This window comes from Halorubrum sp. LN27, assembly GCF_016635065.1.
Classification (GTDB): domain Archaea; phylum Halobacteriota; class Halobacteria; order Halobacteriales; family Haloferacaceae; genus Halorubrum; species Halorubrum salipaludis.
Genome location: NZ_JAEPET010000001.1, coordinates 108629 through 127774 on the forward strand (window position 1 = coordinate 108629; position 19146 = coordinate 127774).

The 19146-nt window shown below is 69.8% G+C and carries 16 protein-coding genes and 1 pseudogene; 8 read left to right on the top strand and 9 right to left on the bottom strand.

Translation table 11 applies throughout. From position 1 onward, the window contains the following. Positions 1–51: 51 nt before the first annotated feature. Together JIN95_RS00495 and JIN95_RS00500 are read right to left on the bottom strand one after the other, a co-directional pair. Positions 52–1071 carry an ABC transporter permease gene (locus tag JIN95_RS00495; protein ID WP_095635482.1) on the bottom strand — a complete coding sequence of 340 codons (1020 nt, stop codon included), beginning with the start codon at positions 1069–1071 and terminating at the stop codon, positions 52–54. A gap of 6 nt (positions 1072–1077) precedes the next feature. After that, positions 1078–2736, bottom strand: coding sequence for an ABC transporter substrate-binding protein (locus tag JIN95_RS00500; RefSeq protein ID WP_095635481.1), 1659 nt, complete (start codon positions 2734–2736; stop codon positions 1078–1080). A gap of 152 nt (positions 2737–2888) precedes the next feature. Between JIN95_RS00500 and JIN95_RS00505 the strand changes: the two genes are divergently transcribed. The 3 genes from JIN95_RS00505 to JIN95_RS00515 all read left to right on the top strand — a co-directional run bounded on the left by JIN95_RS00505 (position 2889) and on the right by JIN95_RS00515 (position 5666). Then, the gene (locus JIN95_RS00505; RefSeq protein ID WP_095635480.1) at positions 2889–3344 is read left to right on the top strand and encodes a hypothetical protein; all 456 of its coding nucleotides are present in this window, start codon (positions 2889–2891) and stop codon (positions 3342–3344) included. Positions 3345–3446: 102 nt separating this feature from the next. Continuing rightward, a complete protein-coding gene (locus JIN95_RS00510) occupies positions 3447–4160 on the top strand; it encodes a phosphoribosyltransferase family protein (RefSeq protein ID WP_200530218.1) in 714 nt (237 codons plus the stop codon). A 126-nt stretch (positions 4161–4286) separates the two neighbouring features. Beyond that, positions 4287–5666 carry an NCS2 family permease gene (locus JIN95_RS00515; RefSeq protein WP_095635478.1) on the top strand — a complete coding sequence of 460 codons (1380 nt, stop codon included), beginning with the start codon at positions 4287–4289 and terminating at the stop codon, positions 5664–5666. 49 nt (positions 5667–5715) lie between these two features. On the opposite strand, the gene JIN95_RS16285 is transcribed toward JIN95_RS00515, so the two are convergent. After that, the gene (locus tag JIN95_RS16285) at positions 5716–6201 is read right to left on the bottom strand and encodes a hypothetical protein (RefSeq protein WP_234699143.1); all 486 of its coding nucleotides are present in this window, start codon (positions 6199–6201) and stop codon (positions 5716–5718) included. 150 nt (positions 6202–6351) lie between these two features. On the opposite strand from JIN95_RS16285, the gene JIN95_RS00525 reads away from it, so the two are divergent. Together JIN95_RS00525 and JIN95_RS00530 are read left to right on the top strand one after the other, a co-directional pair. Further along, entirely contained in the window at positions 6352–6606 is a 255-nt protein-coding gene (locus JIN95_RS00525; RefSeq protein WP_095635476.1) for a glutathione S-transferase N-terminal domain-containing protein, read from the top strand. A gap of 61 nt (positions 6607–6667) precedes the next feature. Continuing rightward, positions 6668–7036 carry a DUF192 domain-containing protein gene (locus JIN95_RS00530; RefSeq protein ID WP_200530219.1) on the top strand — a complete coding sequence of 123 codons (369 nt, stop codon included), beginning with the start codon at positions 6668–6670 and terminating at the stop codon, positions 7034–7036. 30 nt (positions 7037–7066) lie between these two features. On the opposite strand, the gene JIN95_RS00535 is transcribed toward JIN95_RS00530, so the two are convergent. Further along, complete coding sequence (locus JIN95_RS00535) at positions 7067–8485, bottom strand: ATP-binding protein (protein ID WP_200530220.1); 1419 nt, start codon at positions 8483–8485, stop codon at positions 7067–7069. Positions 8486–8586: 101 nt separating this feature from the next. Next, entirely contained in the window at positions 8587–11181 is a 2595-nt protein-coding gene (locus tag JIN95_RS00540; protein WP_200530221.1) for a DNA topoisomerase, read from the bottom strand. Between the two features lie 222 nt (positions 11182–11403). Here JIN95_RS00540 and JIN95_RS00545 point away from each other — a divergent pair, with 222 nt between their 5' ends. Continuing rightward, positions 11404–12894, top strand: a complete 1491-nt coding sequence (locus tag JIN95_RS00545) for an aldehyde dehydrogenase family protein (RefSeq protein ID WP_200530222.1) — start codon at positions 11404–11406, stop codon at positions 12892–12894. A 77-nt stretch (positions 12895–12971) separates the two neighbouring features. Here the strand turns inward: JIN95_RS00545 and JIN95_RS00550 are convergent, their stop codons facing one another. Together JIN95_RS00550 and JIN95_RS00555 are read right to left on the bottom strand one after the other, a co-directional pair. After that, positions 12972–14189: a DR2241 family protein gene (locus JIN95_RS00550; RefSeq protein WP_200530223.1), complete on the bottom strand. Its 1218-nt coding sequence runs from the start codon at positions 14187–14189 to the stop codon at positions 12972–12974. A gap of 2 nt (positions 14190–14191) precedes the next feature. Further along, positions 14192–15061, bottom strand: coding sequence for a CbiX/SirB N-terminal domain-containing protein (locus JIN95_RS00555; protein WP_200530224.1), 870 nt, complete (start codon positions 15059–15061; stop codon positions 14192–14194). Between the two features lie 140 nt (positions 15062–15201). On the opposite strand from JIN95_RS00555, the pseudogene JIN95_RS00560 reads away from it, so the two are divergent. Beyond that, positions 15202–15740: pseudogene (locus tag JIN95_RS00560) on the top strand (hypothetical protein). Between the two features lie 80 nt (positions 15741–15820). Continuing rightward, a complete protein-coding gene (pheA, locus tag JIN95_RS00565; RefSeq protein WP_095635468.1) occupies positions 15821–16627 on the top strand; it encodes a prephenate dehydratase in 807 nt (268 codons plus the stop codon). Between the two features lie 418 nt (positions 16628–17045). Here the strand turns inward: pheA and cysS are convergent, their stop codons facing one another. Continuing rightward, on the bottom strand, positions 17046–18551 hold the full coding sequence (gene cysS / locus JIN95_RS00570; RefSeq protein ID WP_200530225.1) for a cysteine--tRNA ligase: 1506 nt from the start codon (positions 18549–18551) through the stop codon (positions 17046–17048). 88 nt (positions 18552–18639) lie between these two features. After that, complete coding sequence (locus tag JIN95_RS00575; RefSeq protein ID WP_200530226.1) at positions 18640–19020, bottom strand: MarR family transcriptional regulator; 381 nt, start codon at positions 19018–19020, stop codon at positions 18640–18642. Positions 19021–19146 lie beyond the last annotated feature (126 nt).

Sequence of the window (19146 nt, forward strand, 5' to 3'; positions counted from 1 at the left end):
CCGTGCGACGCTCGACACCGCCCGAGAGAACGGGGAGACATCGGTTCGTCATCAGTGGACCACCCGCGGATTGAGGTACGCGTAGAGCGCGTCGACGAAGATGTTGATCAGCACGAAGCCGGTCCCGATCACGATCAGCGACCCCTGGATCAGCGGCCAGTCGCGGACGTTGATCGAGTCGATCACGAGCGTGCCGAGCCCGGGCCACGAGAACACGGCCTCGGTGATCACCGCGCCGCCGATCAGGGTCCCGAGCTGGAGCCCCAGCACGGTGACGATCGGGATGAGGGTGTTCTGAAGCGCATGTTTGTACTGGATCAGCGACTCTGGGAGTCCCTTCGCGCGCGCCGCCCGGACGTACGGCTGTCCGAGCTCCTCGATCATCCCGCTGCGGGTGAGCCGAGTGATGAGCGCGGTGAAGTACGTACCGAGCGTCACCGCCGGCAGCGCGATGTGCCACAGCCACGTCCCCAGCCCGTCGAGGAAGGCGCCGACGTCCATCGGCGCGGCGAGCCCGTTCTCGACCGTGACGAGGAACGCGAACGCCTCGAAGAAGCCGATCGGCCGCCGGCTGGTCGGGAACAGCCCGAACTCCACGGACAACACCAGGATGAGCATGATCCCGAGCCAGAAGTTCGGCGTCGAGATGCCGACCAGCGAGAACAGGGTGGCCCCGTAGTCCGCCGGCTCGCGCCGGCGCGTCGCGCTGATGACGCCGAGCGGGATCGCGATGACGACGGCGACGACCGTCGCCGCGACCGCGAGCTCGACGGTGGCGGGCACGCGGGCGAACACGATGGTGCTCGCCTCCGTCCCGCGGAGGTACGAGTACCCCATGTCCCCCTGCAGGAGTCCGCCGACGTAGTCGACGTACTGGACGTACAGCGGCTGATCGAGCCCCAGCTCCGCGGCTATCCGCGCGCGAAGCTCCGGGCTCGCGTCCAGCGGCGCGACGAACGTCACCGGGTCGCCGGGGGTGATGAACCGCAGCAGGAACACCGCGGTCACGACCCCCCACACGACCAGCACGCCCTGGATCCCGCGTTTCAGGAGGAACCGTCCCAGCGCCATCGGGCCTCAGTTTCCGCCCGGCAGGCTCTGGGAGTCCGCCATGAGCTCGTCGACTTCCTCGTCTTCCCGGTAGCTGGAGAGCGCCCCGTCGGAGGTGAGAAGCGGGATGATCGTCTGGCTGGCGTCGAACGTGGTGTTCCCCCAGCCGAGCAGGTAGAAGTGCGGCATGTCCTCGATGTTGCCGCTCGTCACCTCGCCCGCGAGCGAGCCGAAGTCGCGCTGCTCGACCTCGCAGGAGACGTTCGAGAGCTCGTCGATCTGGCTGGCGACCGCCTGCGCGATCTCCACGTCGCGGAGGTACCGTCCCACGGGCGTTTCGAGGGTGATCTCGGCGCCGGCGTGGCCGGAGTCCTCGACGAGCTGTTCGGCCTGCTCGACGTCCTGCGGGTACGGGTCGACCTCCTCGTTGTAGCCGACGAACCCCTCGAGGGTGGGCTGGCCGGTCGGGTCGGCGAACCCCTGTAAGATGTTCTCGATGATGCTGTCCAGGTCGATCGCGTAGTTCAGCGCCCGCCGGAACTCCGGGCTGGAGAACGGCTCCACGTCGTAGCGCATGGCGTTGAAGATGACGCGGGTGCTCGGCACCGCCGCGACCTCCGTGCTGTCCTCGTCGCGGACGCGGCTCACTTCCTGCGGCGGCACGTTGACGACCAGGTCCGTCTCGCCGGCGAGCAGCTCCGAGACCCGCGTGCTCGACTCGCTGGCGGCGCGGATCGTCAGCTCATCGATCTCCGGCGCGTCGCCCCAGTAGTCCTCGTAGGGCTCGTAGACGATCTCCACGTCCTGCTCGTACTCGACGACCTGGAACGGACCGGTCCCGTTCATGTCGGAGTTGATCTCCGAGGACTCGCGCGACTCGATCCAGTCCTGCTGGACGACCTTACAGTACGAGGCGAAAAGCGAGAACACGATCGGGTTGATCCCGTCGGAGGTCACCTCGACCCCGCCGTCGACGACCTCGGCACCCGTGACGCCGGCGAGCTGGTCGCTCTGCGGGCTCTCGATCCCGACCTCGGGGTCGACGACGCGGTTGACGCTGTAGGCGACGTCCGCGGGCTGGAGCTCGTCGCCGTTGTGGAAGGTGACGCCGTCGCGGATCTCGAACCGGACCCGCCCGTCTTCGAGCCGCTCGTAGTCGGTCGCGAGCGCATCGATGATGTCGCCGTCGGCGTTGCGGCCGAGCACGCCGTCGTGGGCCTGCACCACGATGTTGTCGGTCGGCGTCTCGCGGTGGTCGTGGGGGTCGAGCCCCGAGTCCATCGACGACTGGGTGATCGTGACAGACGGCTCGCCCTCCGTCACCGAGATGGCCTGCGCCTCGATCCGCTCGTCCCGGCGGGCGTCCCAGTCGAGCCGGCTCGCGATGCCGTACACGCTGTACTGCCGGTTGAGGAAGATCCACGGGGCGCGCTCGTTGAGCCGCAGGTTCGCGCGCTGGAGGTGTTCCTCGCGGGTCTCCGGCTCCGGGAGCTGCTCTTCGTCGTCTCCGTCCTCCCCGTCGGAGCCGTCCATCCCGTCCGACCCGTCGTCGCCGTCGCTCCCGTCGCTTCCGTCCCCTCCGTCGCCGCCGTCGTCCGAACAGCCGGCCAGCCCGACGGCGGCCGCAGTGCCTCCGACGTACTTGAGGTACGTCCGGCGGTTCACGTCCGAGTCATCGCGTGGCATAGGCGGTTCAATACTACCGGAGGTTATAAGATCTGTGGTCACATAGCACAGTGTCGACGGCGTCAAACCGGCGCTCGCGGCCGATTTTCGCCTCGGGCGATCCGCGACGGAGAGGCGAGAAGGTTTACCTTCCCGCGGCGTCGCTCCCCCCTATGAGCAGAGCCGACCTCGGCGAGCGGTGGCAGCGCGTGTTCGACGACACCGAGGCGACCGCGGCGGAGTACCGCGACCGCGGGTGGGAGGCGCTCGCGCTCCACCCCGGCGACGTGAACCCGATCGTCGACGAGGCGCGGCTCCACGTCCTGTTGCCCGGATCGGAGTTCGACGAGGCCAACGACCTGCTCTCCGGGGCGACGATCGAGTCCGTCCGCGTGTACGCGGCGCCGGGCGAGACGGCGATCTACCGGCTGGTGGTCGCGGAGAACGCGACGGACGAGATCGCCGTCTGCGTCCCGACGTTCGTTCTCGACTCGGACGGGGAGGCGCTCGAAGCGGCCGCGGCCGACGCGGGCCGCGTGACGATCCGACTCCGCCCGCTCGACGACCGCGACCGCGTCGAGTTCGCCGTCGACGACCCGGAGATTTTCTTCCGGGATCCGCCGGAGTAACGCCGGCCGCGCCGCCCGTCCTCCCGTGGGACCCACGTTCGTGGCGATCGGCTCCCCCGACGACTTCGACGTATTCATACTTGTGCGATCACGATCATCTGCATGAACCGAGCAGAGAAGGCCGCCCTCCAGCTGCAGGCGGTCGCCGTGTTGCGGATGTTGAAGGAGACGCGCACCTACGAGGAGCTGTCCGACGTGACGGGGCTGCCCGCGGGCGACCTGAACCGGTACGTCAACGGCCACGTGCTCCCCGGCACCGACCGCGCGAGCGAGGTCGTCGAGGCGGTCGGCCGTGAGGCGCTCGCGGACGAGCTGCTCGCCCGCGTCGAGTTCGACGACGAGGGGTACGTCGACAACTCCGGCGTCGTCTTCGACCAGTCGTTCCTCGACCTGGTCGCGCCCGTCGCCGCGGAGACGTTCGAGTTCGAGTCGCCCGACGTGGTGCTCACCGCCGCCACCGACGGGATCACCCTCGGCGCGGCGATGGCCTCCTTCTTCGACGCCCGCTTAGCGTACGCCAAGAAGTCGAAGGAGACCGCCGTCGAGGAGTTCATCGAGTCACGCCAGCGGCTCGCCTCCGGCATCGAGCTCACCTACTACCTCCCGGCGAGCGCGATCGACGCGGGCGACACGGTCCTCGTCGTCGACGACCTGATCCGGTCGGGGGAGACCCAGGAGCTCCTCTTGGACATCGCCCTGCAGGCCGACGCCGACGTCACCGGCGTGTTCACGCTCATCGCCGTCGGCGACGAGGGGATGGACCGCGCGCGGGCGATCACCGACGCCCCAGTTGGCGCGCTGACGACGTTCGAGTAATCACGTTCGCGCATTTCCCTCGGAGATCCAACGGTTAGAGGCGGATTTTTATGCAGCATCTTGTACACTAGACGCTGGCGTTCAGCAAAGCTTATCACCCGATCCCGGGGTACACTCACCCGTTCAATGGGGCTTACAGACACGCTCGCTGCGCGGTTCGACTTGGAGGGGCACGACTCCGACGCTCGGACGGAGCTGGTCGCGGGGCTCACGACGTTCCTCGCGATGTCGTACATCATCGTGGTGAACCCCGCGATCCTCTCCGAAGCGATCCAGATCGAGGGGTACGGACCGAACGAGGTCTTCCAGATGATCGCCATCGCCACGATCCTCTCGGCGGCGATCGCGACGGCGGTGATGGCGCTGTACGCCAACCGGCCGTTCGGGCTCGCGCCGGGGCTCGGCCTCAACGCCTTCTTCGCGTACACGGTCGTGCTGGGGCTCGGAATCCCGTGGCAGACGGCGCTGGCCGCGGTGTTCGTCGAAGGGGTCCTGTTCATGATCCTCACCGCGGTCGGCGCGCGCGAGTACGTCATCCGGCTGTTCCCCGAGCCGGTGAAGCGCTCGGTCGGAGCGGGTATCGGGCTGTTCCTGCTGTTCATCGGCTTCCAGGAGCTCCAGATCGTCGTCCCCGACGAGGCGACGCTCGTCACGCTCGGCGGGGTCTTCGGGAACCCGTGGGCGATCTTAGGCCTGCTCGGGCTCGCGTTCACCTTCGGCCTCTGGGCCCGCGGGATCACGGGCTCGATCGTGATCGGCATCGTGACCACGTCGCTGGCCGGCTGGGGGCTCACCCTCGCCGGGGTCTTCGAGCGCGGCGCGATCACGCCCGAGTCACTCCCGAGCGCCCAGTACGACATCACCCCGCTCGCGGGCGCGTTCGTCGACGGGCTGGGACAGATCGACCCCCTGACGTTCGTTCTGGTCGTGTTCACGTTCTTCTTCGTCGACTTCTTCGACACCGCCGGGACGCTCATCGGCGTCTCGCAGTTCGGCGACTTCCTCGACGAGGACGGCGACCTCCCCGACATGGACAAGCCGCTGATGGCCGACGCGGTGGGGACGACCGCGGGCGCGGTGCTCGGCACCTCCACGGTGACGACGTACATCGAGTCGTCGACCGGCGTCGAGGAGGGCGGTCGCACCGGCCTGACGGCGCTGGTCGTCGCGCTGCTGTTCCTGGCGTCGCTCGCCGTGATCCCCCTCGTCGCCGCCATCCCGGCGTACGCCTCCTTCATCGCGCTGATCGTCGTCGGCGTGATGATGCTGCAGGGGCTCGTCGATGTCGACTGGGACGACCCCGCGTGGGCCGTCTCCGCCGGCCTCACCGTCACCGTGATGCCGTTCGCCTACTCGATCGCCGACGGGCTCGCGGCCGGGATCATCGCCTACCCGCTGATCAAGGTCGCGGTCGGCGAGTACGACGAGGTCGCGCTCGGCCAGTACGTGATCGCGGCGCTGCTGGCGCTCTACTACGTGCTGCAGACGCGCGGCGTCATCCTCTAAGCACGGTCGGTCCAAACGCGGCTCGGCCTTCTCTCTCCGTTCGCCGCCGCTACGGCGCGGTCACGACGAACTCGTCGAACTCCCCGTCCTCGACCGCCTCGACCGTCTCGGGGACGCCCCCGTCGAACGTCAGCTCGACCCGGTAGGAGTCGGCCGCGATGTCGTCCGTGCACTCCTCGCCCGCCTCGGCGTCCCGGCGGCCGACCACCCGCACGCTGGCCGCGCTCTCCGCCGCGTCGTACGTCGCGCGGTCGAGCGCGACCTCGCCGCACGAGCTCGACGAGTAGCTGATTGTTCCCTCCACCGTCACCCGCGACGCCGCCTCGTCGAACGCGATACGGGGCGGTTCGTCGGCCGCCGGCGCGCCCTCGATCCCGGTCGTGAACGTCGCGTCGCGGAGCTCGGTGGGGCGGTCGCCGTCGCCCCCGGTGCCGCCTCCACTGCCGTCGCCGTCCCCGACCGAGCCGTCGAGACAGCCGCCGAGCGACGACGCGAACGCGACTCCGACGCCCGCGAGCAGCGTACGGCGGTTCATACCCCCACGTCCGCTCGGCACGGATATATGCTTTCCAGAGGGTACAAGCGGTCTTTCAGTCTCTCGGTCTCACAGTTACCCCCGCCGCCCGTGCGCGCGCCGCGACCGCCCACCGTACTTCTTTACGCGTCTGTCCCCTACCCGCCGGTGATGACGGACCTGACGCTCTACGAACTGGAAGGCTGCCCGTACTGCGCGAAAGTGAAGACCAAGCTCGCCGAGCTCGACTTGGAGTACGAGTCGGTGATGGTGCCGCGCTCGCACGGCGAGCGCACGGAAGTCGAGGCGGTCTCCGGCCAGACCGGCGTCCCCGTCCTCGTCGACGAGGCCAACGGGATCGAGGGGATGCCCGAGAGCGACGACATCGTCGAGTACCTCGAGGAGACGTACGGCGACGCGAGCTAGCTCGGCAGCTGACGCCGACGACGCCGGCCGATCGCGAGGCTATTTATCCGATGCCCGTCACGTGCGGAGCGTGCGACTCGTCCACCGCAGCGACCGGTCCGGCGGCTCCGAGGAGATCGTCCTCGCGAGCGACGTCGACGTGGCGCGCTCGGCATTCGAACAGGGCCGCGGGCTGATGTTCCGGCGGTCGATCCCAGACGGCTACGCCCTGGTGTTCCCCTTCGACGCGCCCGACACGCAGTGGCTCCACATGCTGTTCGTCCCCTTCGCGATCGATGCCGTCTGGCTCGTCGACGGCGAGGTACAGAAGACGAAGCGGCTCGCCCCGTTCGTCGGGCTGGGCCGCGGCCGCGCGGACACGGTGATCGAGCTCCCGGCCGGCGCGGCCGACTCGGTCGCGGTCGGCGACGAGCTCCGGCTCGTCGAGTGACGGCGGCGCTCGGACCCCCCTCCCCGTCGCTCACCCGCCGTTCGGCGTCCGAAGCTCCATCTCGATCCGCGTCCCGCCGGCCTTGCTGTCCCCGATGTCGAACCCCCCGCCGCCGGCGGTGACGATCCAGTTGACGTACCAGAGGCCCAGCCCGCTGGCGTGCTCCAGCGGCGTCTCCTCGCCGGTGAGCACCGACCGCTCGGCCGGCGGGATTCCCGGTCCGTCGTCGGCGACGACGAGCGACGCCCACGACTCGCTCGGGAGCTCGGCGGCCGTGATCTCGACGCGCGGGCGGTCGGCGTCGCTGTGCCGGATCGCGTTGTCGACGAGCTCCGCGATCGCCTCGGCGAGGTAGCCGATCGCCGACACCGTGATCCCCTCGGGCACGTCGACCTCGACGTCGGCGCCCTCGCGGAGCTCCGGCGGGAGCGAGCGGAGCGCCTCGTCGACGGCGTCGGCGAGGTCGATCGACTGGGGGGCGGGCCGGTCGGAGAGCAGCCGCTCGACGCGCCGGGAGGTCTCGCCGACGCGGAGCAGGCGCTCGGCGGTGTCGACGACCCGTTCGAGCTCCGTCGCCAGCTCCGGGTCCTCGACAGCGTCGATGGCCCGCTCCGTGAACCCGGTCACCACGTTGAGGTCGTTCCGGAAGTTGTGCCGGAGCACCCGCGTCAGGACGGCGAGGCGCTCCTCGCGGAGCGACGCCTCCGTTCGGTCCTCGCCGACGCCGATCGCGCCGACGACCTCGTCCCCGTCGACGATCGGTCCCAGCGCGAGCCGGTAGGGAACGCGTTCGCCGGACCGCGTCAGCAGCGTCGCCTCGCAGTCGGCCGGCTCGCGGTCGCGGTACACGCGCCGGAGCGCCCCGGCGACGGCGCCGCGGGTCTCGCCGTCGAACAGCGCCGTCAGGTCGGTCCCGGACAGCTCCTCGCCGCCGCGCTCGGCGTCGGCCGCGAGCCGGTCGTTCCAGCGCGCGAGCGTCCCCTCCGCGGTACACTGGAACAGCGCCGACGGCACCGTCGAGGCGACGGCGTCGACGACCCGCAGCTGCGACCGGAGCTCCTCCTCGGCCGTGATCCGGTCGGTCACGTCGGTCAGCCCGACGATCAGCCACCGCTCGTCGCCGATCGTCGTCGTGTGAAGCGACAGCGAGAGCCGCCGACGCCCGCGCTCCCCGCCGGTCTCCCACTCGAACTCGGTGACGCCCTCCCGGTCGACCGCCGCCTCGACGGCCGCGGTCACCGACTCGCCGTCGACCGTCTCGTCGGCCTCGCCGAGGTCCGTGAGTCCCATCAGCGTCAGCGTTCCGCGGTCCTGTCCGAGCAGCGCGACCGCCGGACCGTTCGCCGCCCGGACCGCGTGCGTCTCCGGATCGCAGGCTATCGCCGGGGTCGGAACCGCCTCGACGAACGCCCGCACGACGCGGGGTGTCGACTCGCCGTCACGATCCATCCATACTCCGCTTGACGGGCTCTGAACTTATAAACAGCGAGGGAACCCCCCGACGGCGGGGCTCCGCGAGCCCCGACGTGCGGCGGTGGTCCGTCTTCGCCTCAGTCCGCCTTCGCCTGCCAGTCGCGCACCGTGTCTGCGCCCACGCCGTCGACGTCGGCCGCCAGCTCGTCCGGATCGACCGACTTGAGGTCGTCGACGCCGTCGACGCCGGCGTCCTGCAGCTTCTCGGCGGTCTTCTCGCCGATCCCCTCGACGGTCTGGAGCTCCGACCCCTCCTGTCGGGCGGTGAACTCCCGGTAGTTGCAGATGGGGCAGCCGAGATCCCACGGCTCGTCGCCCGAGTGGACCCGGAGGTGCGGCAGGCCGTGTTCCTCGCAGGTCTCGTCGGTGACCTCGATCTCGCCGCGCCGGGGGAGCGGGAGCGAGTAGTCGCAGTCGGGGTAGCGCGTGCAGCCGACGAGCCGGGAGCCGGAGCGGAGCCGCTTGATGGCGAGCTCGCCGCCGTGCTCTTCTCCGCACTCGGGGCAAACGCCGATCACCTCGTCCTCCTGTTCGTCGGCCTCGTCGGCCTTGCACTGCGGGCAGCCGTGGACGAACGTCTTCCGGCCCGCGAGCATCTTCACGTGCCGGAGCTCGTGGTCCTCGCAGGTCTCGTCGAGAATGAGGGGCTTCCCCGTGGAGGGGAGCGGCAGCGTGTACTCGCAGTCGGGGTAGCCGTCGCAGCCGACGAAGTACGACCCCTGTCGGGACTTCCGGACGAGGAGGTCCTCGCCGCACTCGGGGCAGGGACCCAGCGTCTTGTCCGCCTTCAGCGACTTCTGGAGGTGGTCGCCGACCGCCTCGCGCGACTCGGTGAGGTCGTCGAACACGCGGTCGAGCAGCTCGCGGGACGCCTCGGTCACCTCCTCGTACCCCTTCTCGCCGGCGGCGATCGCCTGCATGTCCCGCTCCAGTTGGGCGGTCATCTCCTCGCTCACGACGTGCTCGGCGAACTCCTCGGCCGCCTCGACGACCGCCTCCGCGAGCCGGGTCGGCCGCGGCGGGTCGCTCTCGATGTAGTTGCGGTCGTAGAGCTTCTCTAAGGTGCGGTGGCGGGTCGCCTTCGTGCCGACGCCGCGCTTCTCCATCTCCTCGATGAGCCGGGACTGGCCGTACCGGCGGGGCGGCTGGGTCTCCTTCGCGTCCGTCCGCCGGTCGGCGAGCCCGAGCGTCTCGCCGACCTCCACGTCGGGGACGATCCGCTCGTCGCTGGAGCGGTACGGGTACACGTCGTGGTAGCCGGCCTCCAGCAGGCGCTTGCCGTTCGCCTTCAGCCGGAGCCCGCCGTCGGCGACGAGGTCGGCGGGACCCGACGCCTCCTCGGGGTCGCGGAGGGCGGCGAGGCCGTCCGCGCGCTCGGCGATCTCCGTCGCCGCGTCGTTCGCGAGGGCGACGACGCGGAGCCGCTCCCACGTCGCGGGCTCGGCGCAGGTCGCGAGGAAGCGGCGGACGATCAGCTCGTACACCTCCCACTCGTCCTCCGAGAGGTCCGAGGCCGAGGGGAGCTCGCCGGTCGGGTGGATCGGCGGGTGGTCGGTCGTCTCCTCGTCCCCCTCGGTGGGCTCGATCTCCTCCTGTTCGAGGAGCGACTTCGCGTCCTTCCCGAACGTCGAGGCCGCCGAGAGCTCCTCGATCAGCTCGCGGGGCTCTAAGTCGTCGGGGTACACCGTGTTGTCGGTCCGGGGGTACGTGACGTAGCCGGCGGTGTACAGGTCCTCCGCGAGCGACATGGCGCGCTGCGCGGAGTAGCCGAGCGAGCCCGCGGCGCGGATGAACGCCGTGGTGTTGAAGGGGGTCGGCGGGTCGTCGGTGCGGGTGCGACGGCGCACGTCGTCGACGACCGCCTCGTCGGTCGCGTCGAGCGCCTCGGTGAGCACCTCGGCGACGTCGCCGTCCCAGACGCGCTCGGCCTCGTTGCCCTCGTCGTTCAGGTAGAAGTAGCGCGCCTCGAAGGGGTCGCCCCCGGACTTGGTCAGGTTCCCGTACAGCTCCCAGTAGGACTCGGGGTCGAACGCCTGGATCTCCCGTTCGCGGTCGACGATCAGCTTGAGGGTCGGCCCCTGCACCCGGCCCACCGAGATGAAGTCGTCGCCGAGCTGGCGGGCGGACAGCGAGAGGAACCGGGTGAGCGCCGCCCCCCACGTCAGGTCGATCACCTGTCGGGCCTCGCCGGCGGCGGCCAGATCGAAGTCGAGCTCGTCGGGGTTCGCGAACGCCTCCCGCACCTCGTTTTCGGTGATCGAGGAGAAGCGGACCCGGTCGATCGGGGCGTCCTCGTTCACCTCGCGCACCAGCTCGTACGCCTCCTTGCCGATCAGCTCGCCCTCGCGGTCGTAGTCGGTCGCGATGACGACCCGGGAGGCGTTGCGCGCGAGCTTGCGGAGCGCGGCGACGATCCCCTCCTGCGTGGGCTCTTTGGTGACCGGCGCGTCGATCAACTCGACGGGCTCCACGTCGCGCCAGTCGTTGTACTCGGCGGGGAAGTCGACCCCGACGACGTGGCCAGAGAGGCCAATACAGCGCTTGCCGCCCCACTTGTAGACGTTCACGTCGTTCTCCCGCTCCGCCGTCGCGGACTCGCCGCTCAGGATGTCGGCGATGCGACGCGCCGCGTTGTCCTTCTCCGTGATGATCAGCTCGGGGCCGCGACTCATTGCCCCGACGTAGGCCGTTCCCCCGTCTAAAGCTTTCGCGACGCCTGATCGCACGCACGCGAGCGCGCGATCCGCCAGCCGACGACCGATCGACGACGGGATTGACGACCGATCGACGACGGGCGAAAGCCGCCTCCGGAGACCTGTCGACGAGCTGTGATCCGGGCGATTTCACTCCTATCGGCCGCCTTATCCGTTTTTCTACCATTTGGTAAAACACAGATGTCGACCGACCTGTCCATCGACGCCGACTGGAGCGCACAGTACATCGACGGCGAGTGGGTCGCCGCCGGTGACGACGAGACCATCGCCGTCGAGGACCCCTCGACGCGCGAGGTCGTCGCCGAGGTGCCGAGCGCGACCGAGGGCGACGTCGACGCCGCCTACGAGGCCGCGGCCGCCGCGCAGGAGGAGTGGGCCGAGGCGCCGCCGGCGCAGCGCTCGGCGGTGATCCAGCAGTTCCTGCAGGCCCTCCAGGAGCACGACGAGGCGGTCGTCGACCTGCTGGCCCACGAGGCCGGCGGCTCGGCGATCATGGGCGAGACCTCGATCCAGATCGCGTCCGACCACGCCGGCGAGGCCGCGACGCTGCCGCGCCGGATGAAAGGCGAGCACGCGGAGTCGAACATCCCCGGCAAGGAGAACATCGTCGAGCGCGGCCCGAAGGGCGTGGTGACGGTCATCTCACCGTGGAACTTCCCGCTGAACCTGAGCGCGCGGGCCGTCCTCCCCGCCATCGCCGCCGGGAACAGCGTCGTCCTCAAGCCCTCGACGAACTCCCCGATCACGGGCGGGCTGCTGTTCGCGAAGCTCTTCGAGAAGACCGACCTCCCCGAGGGCGTGATCAACGTCGTCACCGGCCGCGGCTCCGAGATCGGCGACCGGGTCGCCAGCCATCCCGAGAGCGACGTGGTCTCGTTCACCGGTTCGACCGAGGTCGGCCAGCACGTCGCGGGGCTCGCGGGCGAGAACCTCGCGGTGCCGGCGATGGAGCTCGGCGGCAACAACGCGTTCGTCGTCGCGAGCGACGCCGATGTCGACCGCGCCGTCGACGCGGCGACGTTCGGCTCCTTCGTCCACCAGGGACAGGTCTGCATCTCGATCAACCGTCACATCGTCCACGAGGACGTCTACGACGAGTACGTCGAGAAGCTGACGGAGCGCGCCGAGGAGCTGGCCGTCGGGAGCGCCCACGAGCCCGACACGGTCGTCGGCCCCATCATCGACGAGTCGCAGCGCGACGAGATGCTGGCGTACGTCGAGGAGACGGTTGACGCCGGCGCGACCCTCGAAACCGGCGGGGAGACGGCAGAGATCGACGGCGTCGACGACTCGCTCGTCGTGCGGCCGACCGTCCTCTCGGACGTGACCAACGACATGGCGGCGGCGTGTAACGAGCACTTCGGTCCCATCGCGCCGGTTATCCCGTTCTCCGACGTGGACGAGGCGGTCGCGATCGCCAACGACACCGAGTACGGGCTCTCCGGCGCCGTCCACGCCGGCGACCTCGCGGTCGCGAAGGAGATTGCCGGCCGCATGGAGACCGGGAACGTCCACATCAACGACCAGCCGATCAACGACGAGGCGCACGTCCCGTTCAGCGGGATCGGCGCCTCGGGCGTGGGCGAGTACAACAGCGACGCGTTCCTCCGGGAGATCACGGAGACGAAGTGGATCTCCATCCAGCACGAACCGCGCGAGTACCCGATCTGAGGACGGCTCGCGGAGCCGGGCGGTCCAAGAATTGAACGGGTCGCGTAACGGGCGCCTCCGCCCGGCGCCGACCCCCGCTACTCCTCGTCTTCCTCGTCCGGGTCGGTCGGCACGCCGCCGAGGTTCCCCTCGTCGTCGAACAGCTTGGCGCGCAGGAACCGGGCGCGGTAGCGGTTCGCCCCCTCCTTCGTGTCGGCCTCGCGGATCTCGTCGGTGCGGCCGTCGGCGACCGCGTCGATGATGTCCTCGACCTGCTCCTTCTCGCTCGGCGTCAGCTCGAACTCGTAGGTCCGGGGGACCTCGCTCTCCAGCCGGGTCCACTTGCGCGCGGCCGAGACGACCACCGAGCAGGGCTCCCGGCAGGGGAAGACGCCGTCGCCGCCGTCGACGTCGAGGTCGGTCTCGTCGTCGTACTCCCACTCGCGGCGCTTCAGGCACTGCGAGTCGTCGCAGCACGCCTCCGCGACCCAGTTCACGTGCTCGTACCCCTCGCCGCGGTCCCACGTCTTGATCACGCCGTAGATGCCGGACTGGCGCTCCATCGCCTCGCGCCAGTGGGTCACGTCGAGCTCGCCCTCGCGCTCCCGGTGCCAGTTGGCGACCGTCGCGGGGTATATCGTCTCGACCGCCTCGTACGCGTCGCGCGGGCCGAGGTCGGGGAAGACCCAGCCGCCCGCGAGCGACGGCGCGGTCTTGAGGGGCCGGTACCGGCCCTTCTCGTCGAACGTCACCAGATCGCGGGCGTCGAGGGGGTCGTCGTACGCGTCGAGCTCGTCGACCGGGACGCCGGCGTCGTCGGCGTGGCGCACGTCGTACCGGCGCTCGCCGCGGTCGGTGACGGTGGCCGTAATCCGTAGTTCGCCCCACGCGCGCTCGATCCCCTCCGCGAGCGCGGCGTACCGGGCCGCCACCGTCGCGCCGTCGGCGTCCTCCAGCCAGCGCAGGAACGCGCGGCGCGGGCCGAACTCGCCGACGACGCGCTCGAAGACGTACCAGTCGGTGACCGCGGGGGCGCGCTCGGAGAGGGCGGCGTGGAGCTCGCGCTCGCTCAGTCGGGTCGGGCGGTCGCCGTCGGCGAGGACGTAGTCGCCGGGGGGGTTCTCGCCGTCGCTCTCATCGTCGGTCTCCTTGCCCCGCGCGACGCTGAACCCCTCGAACCGGAGGGGGTCGCCGGGGTCGCGCTCGGCGAGCGCGTCGAGGACCGCGTCGAAGGCGTCGCTCGGGAGGTCGATCTCGGGGGGCTCGGGGTCGTCTTCCTGCGGCGGGTCGGCCGAATCGGCGGTGGGTTCCGGCACGGTCAGTCCCCCGTGGCGACGCGGGTCGTCTCGCGCACGTCGTCGAGCGCGGTCCCGAGGTCGGCGCCGGCGTCGGCGGCGCGCTCGAGGATTACGTCGGCCATCAGGGGCTCGGTGCCCACCGCGCCGGCGTACCAGATCCGGGTGCCGTCCACCTCGGTCGGCACGTCGTACCCCTCGGTGTGGTCCTCACAGAGCCCCACGTCCTCCGGGATGTCCTCTTGGGTGTGGTAGCCGTCGGCGATGAAGAGGGGAACGAGGACCACGTCGTCGCTCTCGAAGTGCTCGGGGAGGTCGTCGACCTCGGGATCCTCGTCCATGTACAGCGCCTTCACCTCGTCGAAGCGGTCGCGCTCGGCGATCCGGTCGGCGTGGTACTCGATCGCCTTCGCGCTGTTCTCGTTGCGCTCGGTGCCGTGGCCGACCACGGCGAGGCCGAACCCGTCGCCCACGTCGGGGTCGCCGGTGACCGACTCCGCGCGCCGGACGATCACGTCGGTCATGGCGCGGTGGGTCCCGACCGGGCCGCAGTAGTGGACCTCGCGGCCGATGTCCTCGGCGACGAGGGTTGCCTGATCGGCGGAGAGGCCGTCGGAGTCCCACTCGGAGACGTCCCAGCCGTCGAGCCGGAGCTCGCGGGGGATCACCTGCTCGGTGAAGTAGCCCTCCGAGACGAACAGCGGGACGACGTAGACCTCGTCGCCCTCGACGGTGCGGAGCACCTCGCGGAAGTGCGGCTCCTCCTTCCAGAAGCCGGTGCGCACCTCGTCGAAGGCGCCGGTCGCGCGGATCGTGTCCGCGTGGTCGTACGTCGGCGCGCTCGACCCCGGATTGAGGTGTGAGCCGTGTGCGACGATGACGAGCGACTGCATACGCCTGCTGGGGGCGCGCCGCTCTTAGGGACTTCGGAGGGTTCGGGCGCGCGGGAACGCGGTGGCGGCTCTTTCGGCCAACGCGAGAACCCTGGATCCCGACCGAAACCGCCATGCCGCCCCGCGCCGCAGGTCCGGCCATGTCGCTCGCAGCCGAGACCCGCGAGGCCGCCCGCGCGCGCCCCTTCGTCCTCGACGCGCTCCGCGCCGGCGTCCTCAACCACAGCGCCGCCGCCGCGTGGCTGGCCGACGAGGCCGGCCTCGACGGCGATCCCGACGCGATCGCGACCGCGCTCCGCCGGTTCCGCGAGGAGCTGTCCGACTACGCGACCGCGGACCGACCCGCCAGCGTGTCGATGCGGAGCGGGGTCGGCGTCGTCGACGGGGAGGACGTCGACGGCGACGGTGCCGACATCGACGGCGCCGGCCCCCTCCTCCGCGTCGGCGGCGCGGCGGTCGTGCCGGAGGGGACGGACACCGCGATCCTCGCGACCGGCGCGGTCGACGCCGCGGCGCTCGCGGCGGTCCTCCGCCGGCTCGCCGCCGCCGGCGTCGCGGTCGAGGCCGCGGGGTCGCCGGGGAGACGCTCGTCGTCGTGGTGGGGCGGCGCGACGGCGCGACCGCGGTCCGGACCGCGGAGTCGGCGCTGGCGGCGGTGCCGACCGACGGCGGGGACTGAGTCCCGGTCCTCCCGGCCCCTCCAGCCAATATCCGCGCGACCCCGCACGTTTTTCTAACGCGGTCTGATAGGTAGGAGCGATGAACGCCGTCACGCTCGGCCCCGCCGGCACGTACTCGCACCGTGCGGCGCGGGCCGTCGCCGCCGAGGTGTCGTTCCGCGAGTCGGTCACCGCCATCGTCGACGCCGTCGCGGCCGGCGAGTTCGAGCGCGGAGTCGTCCCCATCGAGAACAGCATCGAGGGCTCCGTCACGGAGAGCCTCGACGCCCTCGCGAACCACGACGTCGCGGTCACTCGCGAGGTCGTCACTCCGATCCGCCACGCCCTCCTCGCGCAGGGGTCGGAGTTCGACGTCGTCGCCAGCCACTCGCAGGCGCTCGCGCAGTGTCGCAACTGGCTGGAGGCCAACTACCCGTCGGCGGGCCTCGAAGCGGTCGCCTCCACCGCCCGCGGGGTCGAGCGCGCCCGCGAGGACGCGCGCGTCGCCGGGATCGGGCATCCGGACAACGCCGGCGACGACCTCGAGATCCTCGCCGAGGACATCCAGGACCGCACCTCCAACGCGACCCGGTTCCTCGTCGTCGCGCCCGAGTCCGCCAAGTCCGACGCCGGCGGCAAGACGACCCTGATCGTCTACCCGAACGCGAACTATCCCGGACTCCTCTTGGAGCTCCTGGAGGCGTTCGCCGACCGCAACCTCAACCTCTCGCGGATCGAGTCGCGCCCGAGCGGCGAGCGCCTCGGCGACTACCTGTTCCACTTCGACGTCGACGCCGGCCTCTACGAGGAACACATGGCGAAGGCGGTGGGGGACATCGAGGCGATCGCCGACAAGGGGTGGGTGAAGGTGCTCGGGTCGTACGACACCGAGCACGTGTTGGAGTAAGACACCACGGGGACAGTTACTTATAAGAAACGCGACGGTGGCGCGTGCCTCCGAGCGTGCCGCCGAAGGCGGCCGCGAGGAGCACGCGCGAGGGAGTCGCTGGCTCCCGAAGCGAAACGGAGGGTGCCAGGGACGAGGCTGGGGAGGCGTGAGGTGCGGGGCTGCGCGGTCGGGTGGGACTCAAAGGGGCAGCCGCGAGGGCGGCGCAGACGACGTAAGCACCGCAGCGAGTGAGCGAAGCGAACGAGCGAGGCGCGCAACGAGTGTGCGCCGCCCTCGCGGCTGGGGCTTTGGAGGTCTCATCCGTGTCGTCGACGGCACCTACGTATAGCCGAGCGGCTGGGGCTTCGGAGGCGTTCGCTGCGGTCGTGCCGGCAACGATTGACAAGCAGTTCCCGGAGAATTCGTCGTCCCGACGCTATTCGAACCGGTACGACGCCCCGTCCGGCCCGTCTTCGATCTCGACGCCGACCTCCCGGAGCGCGTCCCGCAGCTCGTCGGCGCGCTCGTAGTTGCCGGCCTCGCGCTCGGCCTCGCGCACGTCCAACACGAGTTCGACCAGCTCGCCGGCCAGGTCCACGTCGCCGTCGGTCGTCGACTCGAACTGGAGGCCGAGCACGTCGCCGCCCAGCGCTTCGAACGCCTCGACGGCCTCGCGGAGGCCGCGGTAGTCGTAGGCTGCCGTCGCGTCGGCGGCTCCGTCCGCGTCGTCGGCCCCGTCCACGTGCCGGTTCACCGCGTCGGTGAGATCGAGGAGCGCTGCGGTCGCCTCCCGGAGGTTCAGGTCGTCGTTCATCGCGGCCGCGAAGTCGTCGCGCGCGGCGTCGACGGCCTCGCGGAGGGTGTCGTCCGCGGCCTTCGCGCGGGCGTCCACGGAGTCGAGCGCGTCGACCGCGCGGTCGTAGGTGCGGGAGAGCCGCTCCCAGCGCTCCTCGGCCTCGGCGATCGTCTCCTCGGTGAGCGCCTGCTCGGAGCGGTAGGCGGCCCCGGCGTAGAAGGTGCGGACCACGTTGACGCCGAGCTCGTCTAAGGCGTCCGGCACGGTCCAGAAGTTGCCGATCGAGGAGGACATCTTCTCGCCGTCCATCGCCAGGAGGCCGACGTGGAGCCAGTGGCGCGCGAACGTCTCGCCGGTGGCGGCCTCCGACTGCGCGATCTCGTTTTCGTGATGCGGGAAGACCAGGTCGCGGCCGCCCATGTGGATGTCGAGGGTGTCGCCGAGGTGCGTCGTCGACATCGCCGAGCACTCGACGTGCCATCCGGGCCGTCCCTCGCTCCACGGCGACTCCCACGTCTCGCCCGCGGGCGTCTCGGCGCCGTGGTCGTGTTTCGCGTGCTCGCGCGCGGCGGTCTCGCTCACGCCGTCGGCCTTCCACAGCGCGAAGTCCGCCGGGTTGCGCTTCTCCGACCGTTCGTCGGGCTCGCCCTGCGCTTCGAGCTCTTCGACCTCCTGGTTCGAGAGCTTCCCGTACTCGTCGAAGCCGGTCACGTCGAAGTAGACGGAGCCGTTCGACTCGTAGGCGTACCCCTTCTCGACCAGCGTCTCGACGAGGTCGATTATCTCCGGGACGTGCTCGGTGACGCGGGGGTACACCTCGGCCCGCAAAAGATTCAGCCCGCGCATCGCGTCGAAGGTGGTCGCGGTGAACGTCTCGGCCACGTCGCGCTCTGCGGTCCAGTCGTCGCGCTCGCCCACGCGGGCCGTGATCTTCTCGTTGACGTCGGTGACGTTCTCGACGTGGCGCACGTCGTAGCCGACGTGTTCGAGCCACCGGTGGAGGACGTCGGCGTGGAACCACAGGCGGGCGTGTCCGAGGTGGGGGTCGTCCGACACCGTCAGGCCGCAGACGTACAGCGTGACGTCGCCGTCGGCTGTGAACTCGACGCGCTCGTCTTCCAGGGTGTCGGTAACGACGAGACTCATTACCGGGTCGTTGCTACGGTGAGAGTTTTAAACCGTCGGATCGAGCAGACTGAAGCCACCCGTTCTCCGGTTTTGGACTCTTAAATAGTCAGAGAAAGAGCGTTATGCCGACTTGGACCGCCGCGTATCCGAGTATCATCACGATAATGAGCTTGATCAACAGCCCCGGGATGTTGTTCGGGATCTCGTTCCACTGTTCTGCGATCCCGGGTCCTTCCGGATCGACTGCCGCCGGTGCTGTCCTACTATTTCCGAAGATCCCTTCTCCGAACATCTGCTCTAACTCCGCGTCCTGTCTGTCCATCATCGCCTCGAATTCGTTGTAGTCGTCGAACCGATTCTTGACTTGGCTGACGTACGACGCTGAACAGTCACACGCGTCCGCAATTTCTTGATTCGTCGCGTTCGGGTTTTCCCACCACGTGAGGAGAATGTCTCGTTGCAGATCCGTCTTGGAACTGTTACCCATATCTGCGATAGTTTATTGTTTACTGATAATATTTTCTATCATATAACATTACTATGGATAGTGGTCGGCTGGATCGAGTAACCGATCTCTCACGTCCCGAATTACTTGTTTATAAGTGGAAAACCG